This is a genomic window from Gymnodinialimonas sp. (assembly GCF_059726805.1).
This window is the reverse complement of the sequence record NZ_AP041059.1, coordinates 286,942-303,764: the sequence shown is the minus strand read 5'-3', so window position 1 is coordinate 303,764 and position 16,823 is coordinate 286,942. Positions and strand designations below refer to the sequence as shown.

Genomic DNA, 16,823 nt, shown 5'->3' with positions numbered 1-16,823 from the left:
CAGATGCCCAAGCGCTTTCCGCCCATCGAGCCCGTGCGATGCCGCGCATTGCAGATGCGCGATTCCTTCACGATGAGGCCATGGCTGAACTGCAGGAAAGACTGAAGGACGTTAACAGAAGGTTTACGCGCACGGCAATTGTGACGGATTTTCCGATTATTTGGCGCGAACTTGTCCCAGACGCCCGGATCGTGCCAATGCAAGAGGCATTGGACCTGGAAATAGGCAGTTATGATCTGGTGGTCCACGCCATGGGCCTTCATTGGGCCGATGATCCAGTGGGCCAGGTCGTGCAATGCGCCCGCGCGCTGGAACCGGACGGATTGTTCCTGGCCGCAGCCTTCGGCGGCGCCACCCTGACAGAACTGCGCCAAGCGCTCGCCATGGCCGAAACCCAGGTGATGGGCGGGCTGAGCCCCCGCGTCGCCCCCATGGCGGAGGTGCGTGACATGGGCGCGCTGTTGCAACGGGCGGGTTTGGCGCTGCCGGTGGCAGATACACTCCGGAAAACAGTGACTTACAGCAATGTTCTGGCGCTGATGCATGATCTGCGTGCGATGGGCGAAACCAACGCGCTGGCCGGGCGCCACAAGGCCATTCCCCCCCGCGCGCTGTTCCCAACCGCCGCCGCGATCTACGAGGAATCCTTTCCTGCGAAAGAAAATCGCATCCAAGCGAGCTTCGAGTTCGTATTCCTTACAGGATGGGTGCCACATGAGAGCCAGCAGCAACCGCTGCGACCCGGCGCTGCGACCTCTCGATTGGCGACGGCGCTGAACGTGACGGAATTTGACGAGGGGGCCAATCCGGTCCATGACCTCCCCGAAGAAGAAAGCTCGAAACAGAAATGAACATGATGCCAGCCGGAGATGCGCCAGCTTTGATGACGAGTGACGCGCCAGCCTTGACCCACGCCCCCGCCGATCACCCTCGGGTGAAAATGGGGAAGGTGGGCGTTCTGCTGGCCAACCTCGGGACGCCGGACAACTACGACTATTGGTCGATGCGTCGGTATCTGAATGAGTTCCTCAGCGACAAGCGGGTGATCGACTACAGCCCGTGGATCTGGCAGCCGCTGTTGCAGCTGGTGATCCTGACCAAACGCCCGTTCAGCTCGGGCGCGGCGTATAAGTCGATCTGGAACCACGAGGCGGGCGAATCGCCGCTGGCAACGATCACCAAAGAGCAGACCGCAAAGATGAAAGCGCTGATGGCGGAGCGTTACGGCGACGATGTCGTAGTGGATTACTGCATGCGCTACGGCAACCCCTCGACCAAGTCCAAGGTCGACGCGCTGGTCGCCCAGGGCTGCACCAAGATCTTGTTTTTCCCGCTTTATCCGCAATACGCGGGCGCGACGTCGGCCACCGCTTGTGACCAGTTCTTCCGGTCATTGGAGAACATCAAGTGGCAACCCCAGGCGCGCACAGTCGAGCCCTATTATGCCAACCCGCTTTACATCGATGCGCTGGCCCAAAGCATCGAACGCGCCTACGCCGAAATGGACGAAAAGCCCGACGTGCTGGTCGCCAGCTACCACGGCGTGCCGAAGCGCTACCTGATGGAGGGCGACCCCTACCACTGCCAATGCCAGAAAACCTCGCGCCTTTTGAAAGAGCGCTTGGGCTGGGATGACACGCAGATTGTGACGACGTTCCAGAGCCGGTTTGGCCCTGAAGAATGGTTGCAGCCCTACACGGTGGAAGAGGTCGCAAGGCTGGCAGAGCAAGGGAAGAAGCGCATCGCCGTTTGCGCGCCTGCGTTCAGCGCCGACTGCATCGAAACGCTGGAAGAGATCAACGAAGAGATTCGCGAGAGTTTTGAGGAAGCGGGCGGCGAAAGCTTCACCTACATCCCCTGCCTCAACGACGACGATGCGCATATGAACGCTTTGGCGACGGTGGTGGATGACAATTTGCGCGGTTGGATCGGCTGAGCCGGTTCGCGTCGCGGGACACAGAAAAAGCGGGCCGCACGGTCCGCTTTATTCGTTTAAGATCAGAGGTTTAAGGCTGGATCAGGCCGCTTGCGGGCTCGATACCGGGCGGCCGGTGAAAAGCTGTTCGCCGACGCGCACCATGACCCTGCCACAGGACAGACGTTTCACGAAATTTCCTTGGATGGACACGCAGGTCCCAATCACGACAGTCGTCAACACAGTCTAATCCCCCCAGATGCTGTCCCTATATGTTAGCTAATAAAGTTAACAAATCACTTAAAAAGTACCTGCAATCCGAGGTTTGCCGCATCTTTTTTCCGCAGATAGAAACAATTCGACCTATAGCCAGTCGCGCAGGATCGGGATCAGGGGGATATCTGCAGGCGGCATCGGGAAATCGCGCAGGTCCGCGGCCCGGACCCATTTGAGCGTTTGCCCTTCCCGGGATTGCGGGATGCCGTCCCACTTGCGGCAGGCAAACAGCGGCATCAGCAGGTGGAATTTCTCGTAGGCATGGCTGGCGAAGGTCAGCGGCGCGAGGCAGGAGGCCCAGGTGTCGATGCCAAGCTCTTCCTGCAATTCGCGGATCAGCGCCTCTTCCGGTGTTTCGCCGTCTTCAACCTTGCCGCCGGGGAATTCCCACAGACCGGCCATGGACTTGCCCTCGGGGCGTTGGGCGAGCAGCAGGCGGCCCTCGGCATCAATGAGCGCGACGGCAGAGACCAGAAGAACGCTCAAGACCGGTAATCCGCGTTGATCTGGATGTAGCCGTGGGTCAGATCGCAGGTCCAAACGGTGGCGCTTCCGTTGCCGAGGCCAAGATCGACGTCGATCAACAGCTCTGGCGCTTTCATGTAGGCGGCGGCGGCGTCTTCCGAGTAGCTCTCGGCAACCCAGCCGTGCTCGGCCACGAGAATATCCCCGAAGCGGATCGTCAGCCGGTCCCGGTCAGCCACTGCGCCGGATTTCCCCACGGCCATGACGATACGGCCCCAGTTGGGGTCCTCTCCGGCGATGGCGGTCTTGACCAGCGGCGAGTTGGCGATGGAGCGGGCGACGCGGTCGGCGTCGGCATCAGTCTCGGCGCCTGTCACGTGGACCTCGACGAACTTGGTGGCCCCTTCGCCATCGCGCACGATCTGGTGGGCGAGGTCTTGCATGACATCCAACAACGCGGCCTGAAACCCAGCGTGGGGCGCGGTGATCAGCGGGTTTTCGGCGCGGCCCGTTGCGGCCAGAAGCACGGTGTCCGAGGTGGAGGTATCGCTATCCACGGTCACGGCGTTGAAACTGGCCATGTTGCATTCCGACAGCATAGCTTGCAGCGCATCGGGGGCCACGGCGGCGTCGGTGAAGATGTAGCCCAGCATCGTCGCCATATCCGGCGCGATCATGCCAGAGCCCTTGGCGAAGCCCATGATGGTCACAGGCATGCCGTCCACGTCCACCCGCGCAACCGCGCCCTTGGGGAAGGTGTCCGTCGTCATGATCGCCCGCGCGGCGGGTTCCGCGGCGGAGACGTCGAGCATCCGGGCCAGCTCGGGCAGGGCGGCGGTGATCTTCTGGGCCGGCAGCGGTTCCCCGATCACCCCGGTGGAAGAGGTGAAGACGCGCGACGCGGGCAGACCAAGCGCATCAGCCGCCGCCTGCGCAATCAGATCCACGTCCCTGACGCCCCGCTTGCCGGTAAACGTGTTGGAATTGCCCGAGTTCACGACGATGGCGAACCCTTCTTCGCCGCTGAGCGCTGCCAGTTTTGCCTGGCAATCCAGAACCGCGGCAGAGCGGGTGGCAGAGCGGGTGAATACACCCGCCAGGGTCGATTCTGCGGCGACATGAGCCAGCATCACATCGACCCGGTTGCGGTATTTGACGCCAACAGCGCCCGCTGCAAAGCGGACGCCGTCAATCGTGGGAAGTGCTGGGAAGCTGGCCGGGGCCAGCGGAGAGACGGGGTTCCCGCCCTTGGTGGTGTCGGTCACAAGCGTCTCTCCCCAAAACCGTCGGGCGTTATTGCGCGATCAGGTCTAGGTCGCGGATCAGGGCCGGGTCAATCTCTACGTCCATACGCTCGATCTCGGCGGTTTCGGTCAGCTCCTCGAGGCGCGCATCGACGCGACCGCGGCGGATGGTTTCTTCCAGCTCTGCACGGACGTCCTCAAGCGTGGGGGCGGCTTGTTCGCGGGTGTCATTGAGCAGCACGATGTGCCAGCCGAATTGCGTTTGCACCGGGGAAGACACTTCGCCGGGCTCCAGCTCCAGCACAGCGGCTTCAAACTCGGGCACCATCATGCCTTCGGTGAACCAACCCAGCGCGCCACCATTGGGACCCGAGGGACCGATGGAATGCTCTGCCGCAAGCTCCGCGAAATCAGCGCCCTCGCCCAGTTCCGCCAGCATGTTCTCGGCGTCTTCCTGACCTTCCAGAAGGATATGCGCGGCGTTGTATTCCACCGTGGGCTCGACCGAGCCGTAGGCCTCATCATAAGCGGCCTGCAGTTCCTCTTCGCTCAGATCGGCCATGGCGACGTCGTCCATGTACATGGCGGCAAGAAACGCGCGACGCTCATTCTCCAGGCCCAATTGCATCGAGGGGGTCACGTTGCCCTCTGCCTCATCGGCTAGGACCTGTTGCTGGATCAACTGCTCCAGCATGCCCTCAAAAAGAATCTCATCGGGAAGCTGCTGATACTCAGGCGGCAGCATCTGACGCATGGCGATCAGGTGACCGACGGTGATGTCGGATCCGTTCACGGTCGCCAGAACAGTATCGCCACTGGCGTGACCATCCGCGAGGGCCGGGCCAAAAGACGGGGCCGCGAGGGCCGCAACAAGGCTGACCGAGGCTAAAAGCTGCTTCATGGGGGGAAATTCCTTTGTGTGGCGCGACCATCCGAAACGGCAGGATCGCCTTACGTTGACTATCATCAGGCCGCCCCTTATCTCGCTTACGGGTTACACGACCCCGGGGCTTCGACCGTTGGCGCAATAGTTAGTCTGCCGCGCGAGGGCGAACAACCCGAGGACCCACACGAATTGTTCAGATGGCAACGGCCCGCCTTAGAGGCCGTGAATGAGGTTAATGACTATGCTCGGACTGGGATCGATTGCGAAAAAGGTGTTTGGGTCACCAAACGACCGCCTGGTAAAAAGCGTCCGTCCGATCATCGACAAGATCAACGCCATGGAGCCCGAGTTCGAGGCGCTGGACGATGCGGGCATCGTTGCCAAGACCTCTGATCTGCGCAATCGCGCTTTGAACGGCGAAAGCCTGGATGATTTGCTGCCCGAAGCCTTTGCCAACTGCCGCGAGGCCGCCAAGCGCGCCTTGGGCCTACGCGCCTTTGACGTGCAGCTGATCGGCGGTTTGTTCCTGCATCGCGGCAACATCGCCGAGATGAAGACCGGCGAGGGCAAGACCCTTGTGGCGACCTTCCCCGCCTATCTGAACGCGTTGACCGGTGAGGGTGTGCACGTGGTGACGGTGAACGATTACCTCGCCAAGCGCGACAGCGAATGGATGGGCAAGGTCTTCACCGCGCTCGGCATGACCACCGGCGTTGTCTACCCGCGCCAGCCTGACCAGGAAAAGCGCCAAGCCTATGCCTGCGACGTGACCTATGCGACCAACAACGAGTTGGGCTTCGACTACCTGCGCGACAACATGCGCGGATCCATCGCCGAGATGGCCCAGCGCGGTCACAATTTCGCGATTGTCGATGAGGTGGACTCGATCCTCATCGACGAGGCGCGCACGCCGCTGATCATTTCCGGGCCGACGCAGGACAAGTCAGACCTTTATATCTCGATCGATAAAATCATCCCGCTGGTGCAGGACAGCCACTTCACGCTGGACGAAAAAACCCGTCAGGCGACGTTCAACGATGAGGGCAATGACTTCCTGGAGGAAACGCTGGCGGCGGAGGGTATTCTGCCCGAAGGCCAGTCTCTCTATGATCCTGAGTCCACGACCATCGTTCACCACGTGACCAACGCGCTGCGCGCCCACAAGGTGTTCACCAAGGACAAGGAATACATCGTCCGCGACGGTGAAGTGGTGCTGGTCGATGAATTCACCGGTCGCATGATGCCGGGCCGCCGCATGTCGGAAGGTCTGCACCAGGCGATTGAGGCCAAGGAAGGCTGCAAGATCCAGCCCGAAAACGTGACGCTCGCCTCGGTCACCTTCCAGAACTACTTCCGGCTCTATGGCACACTGTCGGGCATGACCGGTACGGCCACCACCGAGGCCGAGGAATTTGCAGATATCTACGGGTTGGGCGTGGTGGAGATCCCCACCAACCGGGGCGTGGCACGGATTGACGAGGACGACGCCGTCTACCGCACGGGTCAGGAGAAATACGCCGCCATCGTCGAAACGATTGCCGAGGCGCACAAGAAGGGCCAACCGGTTCTGGTTGGCACGACCTCGATTGAGAAGTCCGAGATGCTGGGGCAGTTGCTGACCCAGGCCGGTCTGCCGCACAACATCCTCAACGCGCGCCAGCACGAGCAAGAGGCGCAGATCGTCGCTGATGCCGGTAAGCTCGGGGCGATCACGATTGCCACGAACATGGCCGGGCGCGGGACGGACATCAAACTGGGCGGCAACCTGGAATTCCAGATCATGGAAGCCATCGCCGCCGATCCCGAGGCTGATCCCGAAGAGATCCGCAATCGTATGGAAGTGGAGCATGTTGCGGCGGAACAAGCCGTGAAGGACGCCGGCGGGCTTTATGTGTTGGCGACCGAACGCCATGAAAGTCGCCGGATCGACAACCAGCTGCGCGGTCGTTCTGGCCGCCAAGGGGACCCCGGCAAATCCTCATTCTTCCTGAGCCTGGAAGATGACCTGATGCGCATCTTCGGGTCCGAGCGTCTGGACAAAATGCTCAACACGCTTGGCATGAAGGAAGGCGAGGCGATTGTGCACCCCTGGGTCAACAAATCGCTGGAGCGCGCCCAGGCGAAGGTGGAAGGCCGCAACTTCGACATCCGAAAGCAGTTGCTGAAGTTTGACGACGTGATGAACGATCAGCGGAAGGTCGTCTTCGGCCAGCGCCGCGAAATCATGTCCGCCGAGGACATCGCCGAGGTCGCCAAGGACATGCGCGATCAGGTGATCGAGGACATGGTCAACACCTACATGCCGCCGAAATCCTACGCCGATCAGTGGGACGTCCATGGCCTCAAAGAGGCCGCCCAACAAAACCTGGGTGTGGACCTGCCGATTGAGACCTGGGCGGACGAGGATGGCGTCGACCAGGAAGTTGCGCTGGAGCGGTTGGAGCGCGCGGCAGACGAATACATGGCCTCCAAGGCCGCCCAGTTCGGGCCCGAGCAGATGCGCAACATCGAAAAGCAGGTGCTGCTGCAGACCATCGACCAGAAGTGGCAAGAGCATCTTCTGACGCTGGAGCACCTTCGCTCGGTCGTCGGCTTCCGGGGTTACGCGCAGCGTGACCCGCTGAACGAATACAAGACCGAAAGCTTCCAACTGTTCGAAGGGATGCTCGACGGCCTGCGCGCCGACGTGACCGAAAAACTCGCCCGCATTCAACCGCTGACGCCGGAACAGCAGGAGCAACTGATGGCCCAACTGCGCCAACAGCAGGCCGCTGCGGGCGGCGCCACCACGGCGGGCAATGCAGAGGCAGAAGCCTTCGTCGATGCCAAGCCCGGATTTGTCGAGGATGATCCCAGCACCTGGGGCAACCCGGGCCGCAACGACGAATGCCCCTGCGGGTCCGGCAAGAAGTTCAAACACTGCCACGGGCGGCTTTCTTAAGCCATTACGGCAAAACTGAGAACAGTGGAGGGGAAACGCCCCGGATTCCCTCCATTTCCGGCACAATCACGCCCCACTCCTAAACGATACCCTCCCCCAAACAATTGAGGTGGAGTGTACGTGACATGCTGAATTCTCTCGTCATCCGTGTGGCTGCTGGCGGCACGTTGATCGTCGGCGGCGCTTTGTTCGCCTTGGAATCGGGTTGGGTCACTGCGCCCGGCGCTGCAGAAACGGTGGAAGAAACCACGCTGACCTCGTCGTCTCGCCCCGAAGGCTCGATGGCCCCCACACTGCCTGTCATCGAAGAAAACAACATCATTGTGCCGATGGCCGAGCAGTCTTTGACCCCTGCGGCCACTGCAATTCCCGTGGCATTCGATGATCCCATTCCGACCCCAGCCGCACCGATCACCGAAGCAACCGAACTAAGCGACTTGGGCCTGCCGTGTGACATCACCGTCACCGCCTCGGCCCTGCCAGCGGCCATGGTGGCGCTGGATGTGATGGCCCCGTGCCGCATGGATGCCGCCGTCACGATTAACCATTCCGGCCTTCAGATCGACGCGCGCACCGACGCGTTGGGGCTGCTGACCCTCGATATTCCGGCGTTTGAGACGCCCGCCTTTTTCTCCGTCGCCTTCGCCGACGGCGTGGAAGAGACGGTACTGGTGGGCTTGCCGGACCTCTATGATTTCGACCGGATCGGCCTTAACTGGCAGGGCGATATGGGCCTAGAGTTGCACGCGATGGAATTTGGCGCCGCTTTCGGCGACCAGGGTCACGTCTGGCACGAAGCGCCTGCCACCGCCGAGGCCGCGATTTCCGGCAACGGCGGTTTCCTGACCATGATCGAGACCGACAATAGCTTCGCACACATCTATACCCTGCCCCGCGCCACCCTGCGTGAAGGCGATAGCGTGCGCCTGTCTATCGACGCCCCCGTGACACAGACCAATTGCACCCGCGACGTGATGGCCTGGACCCTGCGGATGGAGGCCGGCGGCCCGGTCAACGTGACGGACCTGACCTTCACCGTGCCCTCTTGCGACGCGGTGGGTGACGTTCTGGTCTTGCAAAACCTGCTGGACGACCTGAGACTCGCCACGAATTGAGGCCAACGTCGTCGGGGTTTCGCAATGTCGAAACACATTGGGGCGGTCCTTGGGGCCGCCCTTTTTTCATGGATCGCCGCGCCCGCCCTGGCGCAGGACGTGGAGCTGCGCTCGCTTGACGGCACTGTCGAGTTGGAGGGCAACCTGATTTCATATGACGGCGCGTTTTACCGGCTCGATACGGTCTACGGCGCGCTGACAGTCTCGGCGGAAGGCGTGTCTTGCGCAGGGCCCGGGTGCCCGGATCTTGCAACCTTCGTGGCAGAGGCCCGCGTGGCGGGGGCCGCAACCGTGGCAGAAGGGCTGCTGCCGGATTTGTTGGCGGCGTTTGCTGCAGCGCAAGGGATGGCGGTCGGCGTGGAAGACGGGCCAGTCTACGTCCTGCGCCGCGCCGATGGATCGCCCGCCGCGCGCTTTGCGGTGACGCCGGGCAGCACCGATGACGGCTTCCTGGCCCTGCTCAATGGCGAGGCGGACATCGCCCTGACCCTGAGAGAGCCGTCGGTGGCAGAAGTTTCCGCTTCGGAAGCCGCAAACCCCGAAGACCCGCCGCTCGATGACCGTGTCAGCGTGCTGGCCCTCGATGCCTTGGTGCCGGTGGTATCCCCCGAGAACCCCATCGACGCGCTGTCACTGCCCAATCTCGCGGCATTGTTCGCGGGCGAGGTGACCAATTGGCAGGAGTTGGGCGGGCCCGATGCGCCGATTGCTTTGCACGCCTTGGCCCCGGGATTTGGCCTGTCGCAGGCCTTCGCAACACGGGTGCTGCTGCCCTCCGAGGCGGGCCTAAGCGCGGCAATCATCCGCCATGAAAGCGCTGACGCCCTGGCGCAAGCCGTCGCCCGCGATGCCTACGCGGTGGGGATCACAGCACGCTCTGGCGTGGGACCCGCGCGCGCCGTGCCGTTGATCGGGGATTGCGGCTTCCCGCTCAGCGCCAGTGTCGATGCGGTAAAGGCCGAGGATTATCCCCTGACCGCGCCGGTCACCATGTACCTCGCCCCGCGCCGCCTGCCGCTTCTGGTGCGGCAATTCCTGGCTTTCACGGAAACGGAAGTCGCCGAAGGCATCGTCCGTGACGCCGGTTTCGTGAACCAACTGCTGACCCGCACCCCGCTTGCGCTGCAGGGCGAACGGCTGAGCAACGCGATCCGAGCCGCGGGCGAAGACGTGGAGCTGTCCGAACTGCAGCAGGTCGTGGAGGTCCTGGGTAACGCAGAGCGGCTGTCGACCACCCTGCGGTTCAACCCCGGCGGCGCGGAATTGGACATCCAGTCCCGCGCGTCGGTCAGCCGCCTGGCCGCCGCGATTGAGCGGGGCACGTTTGACGGACGACAGCTGATTTTCGCAGGGTTCTCGGACGGCGACGGCCCCTCAACAGTCAACGCGCGCCTGTCCCTGCGCCGGGCCGGCGTGGTGTTGGACGCGGTTCTGGCCGCAGGCGTCGCGGGATCCGAGCGGGTCGAGATGATCCCCGTCGGGTTCGGAGAGGCGATGCCGATGGCCTGCGACGACACCGATTGGGGCCGCGCGGTGAACCGGCGGGTCGAGGTGTGGGTCGATTGAGGGATTGCGCCTCTGCTTGCCCTTGGGCACGCAAAGTCGCCCATTTCATCCCCCGGACACCCAAGCAAGATGAACGGAGCAGCTGCGAGGAGGGCGCGGCAGCGTCCGAGGAGGGGTGCGCCCCGCCTAAAGGTAGCCTTCCGCGCGGAAGCTCAGTTCGCGGGCTTTGCCGATCACGAGGTGATCGTGGATGGCGATATTGAAAACCTCCGCCGCGTCGCGGATCGCGAAAGTCATTTGCACGTCCGCCTCAGACGGGGTGGGATCACCGGAGGGATGATTGTGTACCAGGATGAGGGCCGTAGCGTTCAGCTCCAACGCGCGTTTGACGACCTCCCGCGGATAGACAGGCACATGATCCACCGTGCCGTCGGCTTGGGCTTCGTCCGCAACCAGAACGTTCTTGCGGTCCAGATAGAGGACACGGAACTGCTCCAGATCGCGATGCGCCATAGCGGTTTGGCAATAGTCTAACAGAGCGTCCCACGACGACAGGATCGGTTTCTGGATCACCTTCGCCCGCGCCATCCGGTGCCCCGTCGCCTCGATCAACTTGAGCTGGAAGACCACCTTATCGCCAACACCCTCGACCTCCTTGAGGCGAGCCTTGGGGGCTGCGAGGACTCGGTTGAGGTCGCCAAACTGCGCAATCAGCCGTTTGGCGAGCGGCTTTGTGTCGCCCCGCAGGATGGCGCCATAGAGGATCATCTCCAGCAACTCATAATCCGGCACGGCGTCCGGGCCGCCGTCCGTGAACCGCGCGCGCAGGCGGTCGCGGTGTTTCAGGCGGTGATCCTCGGCCCCCCTGGAGGGCCCGCCTGCCCTGCGCGGCGCAACCGGCGTCGCGTCTACGAATTGCGGCGAGGCTTCATCGAAGGAGAATGTGGGCTGATCCGACATGGGGGCAGTCTGCCCCCAAAACGTTAACGGATCGTTAGCCCAGTCGGTTCAAGTCTACTGAAACTGCCAACTCGACAAAACGCGCCCGGTTGCCGTCGCCGCGAGGGTTTGCGGGTCCGTGACCGGGATGAGATCAAGATTGATATTGGCAATGGCCAGGTAGCCTTCCGGGCGGTCGGGGTGAGGGAGCACCACGGCGCGCAACATCATGTTGTCGCCGTTTTGCTGATCAAAGTAACCCGCGACCAACTGCAGGGCGCCGGAAGAATTTCCCAGCTCGACCGCTTCGATCGCAAAGATCTCGGCACCCTCAAAGCTGCTGGCAAATTGCGGAAAGATCTGCGTTTCCAACTGACCTGCCGCAAAGACGCGACGCTCATGTATCGGGTCAGCGGCGTCTTCATACATCGGCAAGTTGAACCGGGTGATCTGCAGGTCTTCCAGGAACGCGCGGTCCTGCGCGAGGGGCGCGTCTTGCGAGAAGACGAACACGACGGTCGCGCCGCTTGATGGCGCCGGGATCGACTGAACATGAAGGCCGTCGTGGCCGGGCAGCGCCACCTGAAACGGAGACGGCAGTGGCACGCCGTGGGTGTCGGCGAAGGCCTGATCCAGGACATAGGGAACAGAGGTATCGAAGGTCGCAACCTCCAGCGGGTTAAAGGCCGTATCTCCGCCCAATTGCACAGACTGGGCATAGACAGGGGCGGCCAAGGCGAGGGCCGCCACGAAAAGAGAGATGCGCATGGGAACCGTCCTTGGGTTGGAATGCCATAAGCCTAGGCCGCAGGCGCGCCCTGCGTCAAACCTTAGCCCCAGGTTGGGTGGAATTTCCCCGTCGGAGACAATGTGAAGATCTCGAACCCATCCGCCGTCACGCCAATGGAATGCTCAAACTGCGCCGACAGCGATTTGTCGCGGGTTACGGCGGTCCAGTCGTCGGACAGGACCTTGGTCTCGGGGCGGCCAAGGTTCACCATCGGCTCGATGGTGAAAAACATGCCTTCTTCCAGCACAGGACCCGTTCCGGGGCGCCCGTAGTGCAGCACGTTGGGCGGCGCATGGAACACCTGCCCGAGCCCATGGCCACAGAAGTCACGCACCACGGACATCCGCTTGCCTTCGACGAACGACTGGATCGCATGACCGATGTCGCCGAAGGTCTTGCCGGGCTTGACCACTTCGATGCCCTTGAAAAGCGCATCGTGCGTGACCTGGATCAACCGCTCGGCCTTGCGCGGTAGGTTGCCCGCCACAAACATCCGAGAGGTATCGCCAAACCAGCCGTCACGTATCACCGTCACGTCGATATTCACGATATCGCCATCCTTCAGCCGCTTGTCGCCGGGGATGCCATGGCAAACGACATGATTGATGCTGATACAGCTGGCGTGTTTGTAGCCACGATAACCGATGGTGGCGCTGGTCGCCCCGGCCTCTGTCACCCAGGCCTCAATCTGCGCATCCAGCGCACCCGTCGTCACGCCCGGCACCACCAGAGGCGCAATGCGATCCAGAATGTCAGCCGCCAGCGCCCCCGCGCGGTGCATACCGGCGAAGTCGATCGTTTGATGAATGCGGATGCCGTCTTTGGTGAGGCGGCCAGTGAAATCGTCCAAAACGGACCTCCGAGGCAGATGTTGAGGGTAATTTACGCCTTTGAGGGGCAGATTTCCAGTGACGGTGATGTGACGTCAAAGCAATGGGGATTGCGGGGTCGGATCGACCGGCAAGGGCCCGGTCAGTGTGATCCCCTTGGGGCTAATCTGCGTACCGTGACAAAGCACTTCAACCCCCGCCGCGCGGGCAGCATCAAAGGCCTGTGCATAGGCCGGATCCAGGTCGGGCGCGAGGCGGAAGCAGGCACAATCGGTGCGTTGCACGACGTAGAGCATGACAGCGCGGCCCCCGGCTTGGGCGATCTTGGTGAGTTCTCGCAGGTGTTTTGCGCCCCGCGCGGTGACACAATCGGGGAACTCGGCCCAATCGCCCTCCCGCCGCAGGTGGCAGTTCTTGACCTCCACAAACGCATCGGGTCTGCCCGGCTCAGCCAACAGGAAGTCGATGCGGGAATTCTCATCGCCGTACTTCTGCTCGGGCTTGATACTGGAATAGCCCCGCAACGCTTCAATCTTCCCTTCCGCCAGTGCCTCTTTCACCAGCGCGTTCGGCAAGCCCGCATCGATGCCCGCGAAATGGCCGCCCGGAAGCTCCACCAATCGCCAGCCGAACTTCAGCTTTTTCTTTGGGTCATCGTTGGGCAGCAGCCAAATCCGGGCCCCGTCGTCCTTCAGACCCAGCATCGCGCCGGGGTTCGGGCAATGCGCCGTAATCTCGCGCCCATCCTCCAGCACGGCATCCGAAAGGAAGCGCTTGTAGCGGCGGATCAGCGTGGCGGGGACGAGGGGGGTTGGAAACTTCATGGGCAGGGACCTATACCGATGAAGAGTGTTGTCCAAGCCGCCCTCAAGCAGCAAAGCGGTGGGGCATGAAAGAAGGAGGTTTCTTTGACCAACCCGACCGCCGCCATGCTTGTCATCGGAGACGAAATCCTTTCCGGCCGCACCCGCGACAGCAACATGAACCACCTGGCAAAGGCGCTGACCGAGCATGGCATCGCGCTGGAAGAAGCACGGATGATTAGTGATGATCACGCGGTGATCGCCCGCCATGTGGCCGAACTGTCGAGTGCTTACGACCATGTCTTCACCAGCGGCGGGATCGGGCCCACCCATGATGATATCACCGCCGAGGCGGTGGCCGACGCGATGGGGGCCGCCTGCGGGGTGCGCGACGACGCCCGCGCGATCCTGCAAGCCCATTACGACCGCTCCGGCCAGGAGCTAAACGAAGCCCGCCTGCGCATGGCCCGCATCCCCGATGGTGCCGCCTTGATTGATAACCCGATCAGCGCAGCCCCAGGCTTCACCCTTGGCAATGTTCACGTCATGGCCGGTGTCCCGAAGATCTTCGAGGCGATGCTGGAGGGGCTTTTGCCAACGCTGACAGGTGGCGCGCCCATGTTGTCTGCCTCCTTGCGCATTGAACGCGGCGAAGGCGACATCGCCGGGCCCTTGGGCGATCTGGCAGAGGCCAATCCGGACGTGTCCCTTGGCTCTTACCCCTTCACCCAGAACGGCGTGCACGGCTCCAACGTGGTGGCGCGCAGCCAGGACCGCGCCGCCGTCGCCCGCGTCATGGCCGCGCTGCAAAAGCTATTCCCCGAAGCCGCATGAACATCGCCGACCTGATCCCTGCGCTCACGGCGACCTGGCCCTCTGCCGCCAGCCAGACGGTCGGCCCCTTCACGGTCCCGCAGCTTGATCCCGGCGGCAATCGCGTCAGCGCCGCCCGCCTCAGCCTGCCAACTGCGAGGAGCGCAAGCGAGGAGGAGGTGGCCGCCGCAGGCGCCCTCATGCAGGCCGAAGGCCGTGCTCCGCTGTTCCAGGTCCTCGACCATCAGATCGGTCTATCCGAACTGCTCGATGCCCAAGGCTACATCAGCCGCGATCATACCGATGCTATGGTCGTCCGCGCCGCTGACCTCGCGGCCGCGCCCCCGCCCGTCACCGCTTTCACCATTTGGCCGCCCCTCGCCATCCAGACCGAGGTTTGGGAGGCCGGCGGTATCGACGCCCCGCGTCGCGCCATCATGGACCGCGCCGCCTGCCCCAAGACCTCCCTTTTCGGGCGTATCAATGACAAGCCCGCAGGGGCTGCCTACATCGGCATCCAGGGCGATATCGCCATGCTCCACGCCCTCGAAGTCGCGCCGCTTGCGCGTCGAAAAGGCCTCGCAGTGCATATGATGCGCACTGCCGCGAAATGGGCGGTGGACAACGGGGCGACGTGGCTTTCCATCCTCGTGACCCGCGAAAACGCGGCCGCGCAGGGGCTTTACACTTCCTTGGGGATGCAACCTGTGGGAACCTACGCCTATCGAGAGAAAGAAGGCGGAACGGCCCCGTGATCCCAAGAGGCGCGCAGAGATTTGGCAGCAGGACCCTGTTGTGCCTGGCCCTGGTGTGCCCGCCGACCTCTGCCTTGGCGCTTGAACTGGCGTTTCCCGGCACCGCCGAGCTTATCGCGTCGACAGACCCTGTTGACGGACAGCACACAATTGCCACCGGTCCCTGGTCGGCCGCCGGTCTTCCCACCCGCATGGCGACGGGCGTGGTGCAAGAGCTTACCTGGCACATCACGGGTGATGGCGTCACGACCATGGGCCTTCTGGCCAGCCTTCGCGACCAGATTGAGGCACAGGGCTTCACGGTGTCCTTCACCTGCTTTGCGTCGGCCTGTGGCGGCTTTGACTTCCGCCATGCCCTTCCGGTGGGCACCGCGCCCGAGATGCACGTGGATCTGGGGGATTTTCACTACCTCAGCGCGATGTCCGAGGACGGAGAGACCGAAGCCGCCCTCATGATTTCTCGCGGCGGGGCGATGGGCTTTGTCCATCTCGCTCTGATCCGCCCGCCGTCCGAGGCAAGCCCCCCCGTCATCCAATCGACCCGCACGCCTGACCCGGTCACCGTGCCGGACGAGATGCCGCCCGACGACCTGATCGCTCAGCTCACCGCGATGGGGTCTGCGCCGCTCGATGACCTGCAGTTCGAGACGGGCGCGTCGCAATTGAGCGGAGAGCGCTACGCCTCCCTCCTGGCGTTGGCCGCGTTCCTGGCAGAGGATCCGTCGAGGACCATCGTGCTCGTGGGCCATACCGATGTGTTGGGGTCGCTGGCTGGCAATATCGCCCTGTCCCGCGCCCGGGCGCAGGCGGTGCAACAGTTCCTGACACAAGAGTTGGGCGTTTCCCCGACGCAAGTGGAAGCGCAAGGCATTGGCTTTCTTGCCCCCCGTGCCGCCAACACGACCGAGGAAGGCCGCGAGGCAAATCGCCGGGTCGAGGTGGTGCTGACCGCGCCCTGAACAGGCTCTACCCCCAATGTTAGAGCCTGTCTGGCAGCCCGCGCCCATTGTTCCACCAGCGGTTTGGATTGTCGTTATTGGGATCGTAAGCCGCCCGGCTGACCCAATCCTCGCGCACGAAAATCACCGGTTCCTCATAGTGATGCACGTCCAGGATCGAATCCATGACGCGCTGCAAAAGCGACAACTCCCGCGCGAGGGAGATCTTCAGTTCAACCACCGGGTAATCCTCGGTCCCGCCTGCCTTGAACCCTGGCACATGGGTTTCCGTGGTCGAGCCGGGTTCGGGCTGCGCCGTCTCTCGTCCCACCGCAGAGACGCTGGCGTTGCGCTGGTAGCGCCCGTAGGTCAGCGGATGCACCTGCATCACTGCGTCAAGGATACGGTCCACGTCCTCCGGAAGTGTCTGAATTTCAAGCGTCCAAACAGGCTCTAAACTGCCTGTTCGAGCCTTATATTGGCTAAGATCACTCATATCACCTCCTCTTTGTTCACACTATGTTCCACAACGCGCCAAACCCCAAACGAAAAATCCCGGAAGACGCGCGTGGCATCTTCCGGGTTCAAGTGGGCTTTCTGGGGGGTT

General features: G+C 62.7%; 16 protein-coding genes. 8 read left to right on the top strand and 8 right to left on the bottom strand.

The window, feature by feature from the left end; translation table 11 throughout:
- Positions 1-209: 209 nt before the first annotated feature.
- Both AC6I9R_RS01480 and hemH read left to right on the top strand, forming a co-directional pair.
- The gene (locus AC6I9R_RS01480; protein WP_497863053.1) at positions 210-851 is read left to right on the top strand and encodes a methyltransferase domain-containing protein; all 642 of its coding nucleotides are present in this window, start codon (positions 210-212) and stop codon (positions 849-851) included.
- Between the two features lie 5 nt (positions 852-856).
- The gene (gene hemH / locus AC6I9R_RS01475; RefSeq protein ID WP_461427073.1) at positions 857-1,936 is read left to right on the top strand and encodes a ferrochelatase; all 1,080 of its coding nucleotides are present in this window, start codon (positions 857-859) and stop codon (positions 1,934-1,936) included.
- Between the two features lie 342 nt (positions 1,937-2,278).
- On the opposite strand, the gene mutT is transcribed toward hemH, so the two are convergent.
- From mutT to AC6I9R_RS01460, 3 genes are read right to left on the bottom strand one after another with little or no spacing between them, the layout of a single operon-like run.
- Positions 2,279-2,677, bottom strand: coding sequence for an 8-oxo-dGTP diphosphatase MutT (mutT, locus tag AC6I9R_RS01470; protein ID WP_461426876.1), 399 nt, complete (start codon positions 2,675-2,677; stop codon positions 2,279-2,281).
- Positions 2,674-3,921, bottom strand: a complete 1,248-nt coding sequence (gene argJ / locus AC6I9R_RS01465; RefSeq protein WP_461426877.1) for a bifunctional glutamate N-acetyltransferase/amino-acid acetyltransferase ArgJ — start codon at positions 3,919-3,921, stop codon at positions 2,674-2,676. Before argJ ends, mutT begins: the two co-directional genes overlap by 4 nt.
- A 28-nt stretch (positions 3,922-3,949) precedes the next feature.
- Positions 3,950-4,801: a foldase protein PrsA gene (locus AC6I9R_RS01460; protein ID WP_461426879.1), complete on the bottom strand. Its 852-nt coding sequence runs from the start codon at positions 4,799-4,801 to the stop codon at positions 3,950-3,952.
- 226 nt (positions 4,802-5,027) lie between these two features.
- Between AC6I9R_RS01460 and secA the strand changes: the two genes are divergently transcribed.
- From secA to AC6I9R_RS01445, 3 genes are all read left to right on the top strand, one after another.
- Positions 5,028-7,727, top strand: coding sequence for a preprotein translocase subunit SecA (gene secA / locus AC6I9R_RS01455; protein ID WP_461427074.1), 2,700 nt, complete (start codon positions 5,028-5,030; stop codon positions 7,725-7,727).
- Between the two features lie 125 nt (positions 7,728-7,852).
- Positions 7,853-8,842 (top strand): hypothetical protein, encoded by a 990-nt coding sequence (locus AC6I9R_RS01450; RefSeq protein ID WP_461426880.1) that lies wholly within the window; start codon positions 7,853-7,855, stop codon positions 8,840-8,842.
- A gap of 24 nt (positions 8,843-8,866) precedes the next feature.
- Positions 8,867-10,408, top strand: coding sequence for a phosphate ABC transporter substrate-binding/OmpA family protein (locus tag AC6I9R_RS01445; RefSeq protein WP_461426881.1), 1,542 nt, complete (start codon positions 8,867-8,869; stop codon positions 10,406-10,408).
- 126 nt (positions 10,409-10,534) lie between these two features.
- Here AC6I9R_RS01445 and radC read toward each other — a convergent pair whose 3' ends face one another.
- The 4 genes from radC to sfsA form a co-directional block, all read right to left on the bottom strand.
- A complete protein-coding gene (gene radC, locus AC6I9R_RS01440) occupies positions 10,535-11,308 on the bottom strand; it encodes a RadC family protein (protein WP_461426882.1) in 774 nt (257 codons plus the stop codon).
- Between the two features lie 54 nt (positions 11,309-11,362).
- A complete protein-coding gene (locus tag AC6I9R_RS01435; protein WP_461426883.1) occupies positions 11,363-12,055 on the bottom strand; it encodes a hypothetical protein in 693 nt (230 codons plus the stop codon).
- A 62-nt stretch (positions 12,056-12,117) separates the two neighbouring features.
- Positions 12,118-12,927, bottom strand: coding sequence for a type I methionyl aminopeptidase (gene map / locus AC6I9R_RS01430; RefSeq protein ID WP_461426884.1), 810 nt, complete (start codon positions 12,925-12,927; stop codon positions 12,118-12,120).
- 75 nt (positions 12,928-13,002) lie between these two features.
- Positions 13,003-13,731, bottom strand: coding sequence for a DNA/RNA nuclease SfsA (sfsA, locus tag AC6I9R_RS01425; protein WP_461426885.1), 729 nt, complete (start codon positions 13,729-13,731; stop codon positions 13,003-13,005).
- Between the two features lie 84 nt (positions 13,732-13,815).
- On the opposite strand from sfsA, the gene AC6I9R_RS01420 reads away from it, so the two are divergent.
- The 3 genes from AC6I9R_RS01420 to AC6I9R_RS01410 are packed head-to-tail and all read left to right on the top strand — an operon-like array spanning position 13,816 to position 16,237.
- The gene (locus AC6I9R_RS01420; RefSeq protein ID WP_461426886.1) at positions 13,816-14,544 is read left to right on the top strand and encodes a competence/damage-inducible protein A; all 729 of its coding nucleotides are present in this window, start codon (positions 13,816-13,818) and stop codon (positions 14,542-14,544) included.
- Positions 14,541-15,278, top strand: a complete 738-nt coding sequence (locus AC6I9R_RS01415; RefSeq protein ID WP_461426887.1) for a GNAT family N-acetyltransferase — start codon at positions 14,541-14,543, stop codon at positions 15,276-15,278. Before AC6I9R_RS01420 ends, AC6I9R_RS01415 begins: the two co-directional genes overlap by 4 nt.
- Positions 15,279-15,316: 38 nt before the next feature.
- Positions 15,317-16,237 carry an OmpA family protein gene (locus tag AC6I9R_RS01410; protein ID WP_461426888.1) on the top strand — a complete coding sequence of 307 codons (921 nt, stop codon included), beginning with the start codon at positions 15,317-15,319 and terminating at the stop codon, positions 16,235-16,237.
- Positions 16,238-16,256: 19 nt separating this feature from the next.
- On the opposite strand, the gene AC6I9R_RS01405 is transcribed toward AC6I9R_RS01410, so the two are convergent.
- Complete coding sequence (locus AC6I9R_RS01405; protein ID WP_461426889.1) at positions 16,257-16,628, bottom strand: hypothetical protein; 372 nt, start codon at positions 16,626-16,628, stop codon at positions 16,257-16,259.
- Positions 16,629-16,823 lie beyond the last annotated feature (195 nt).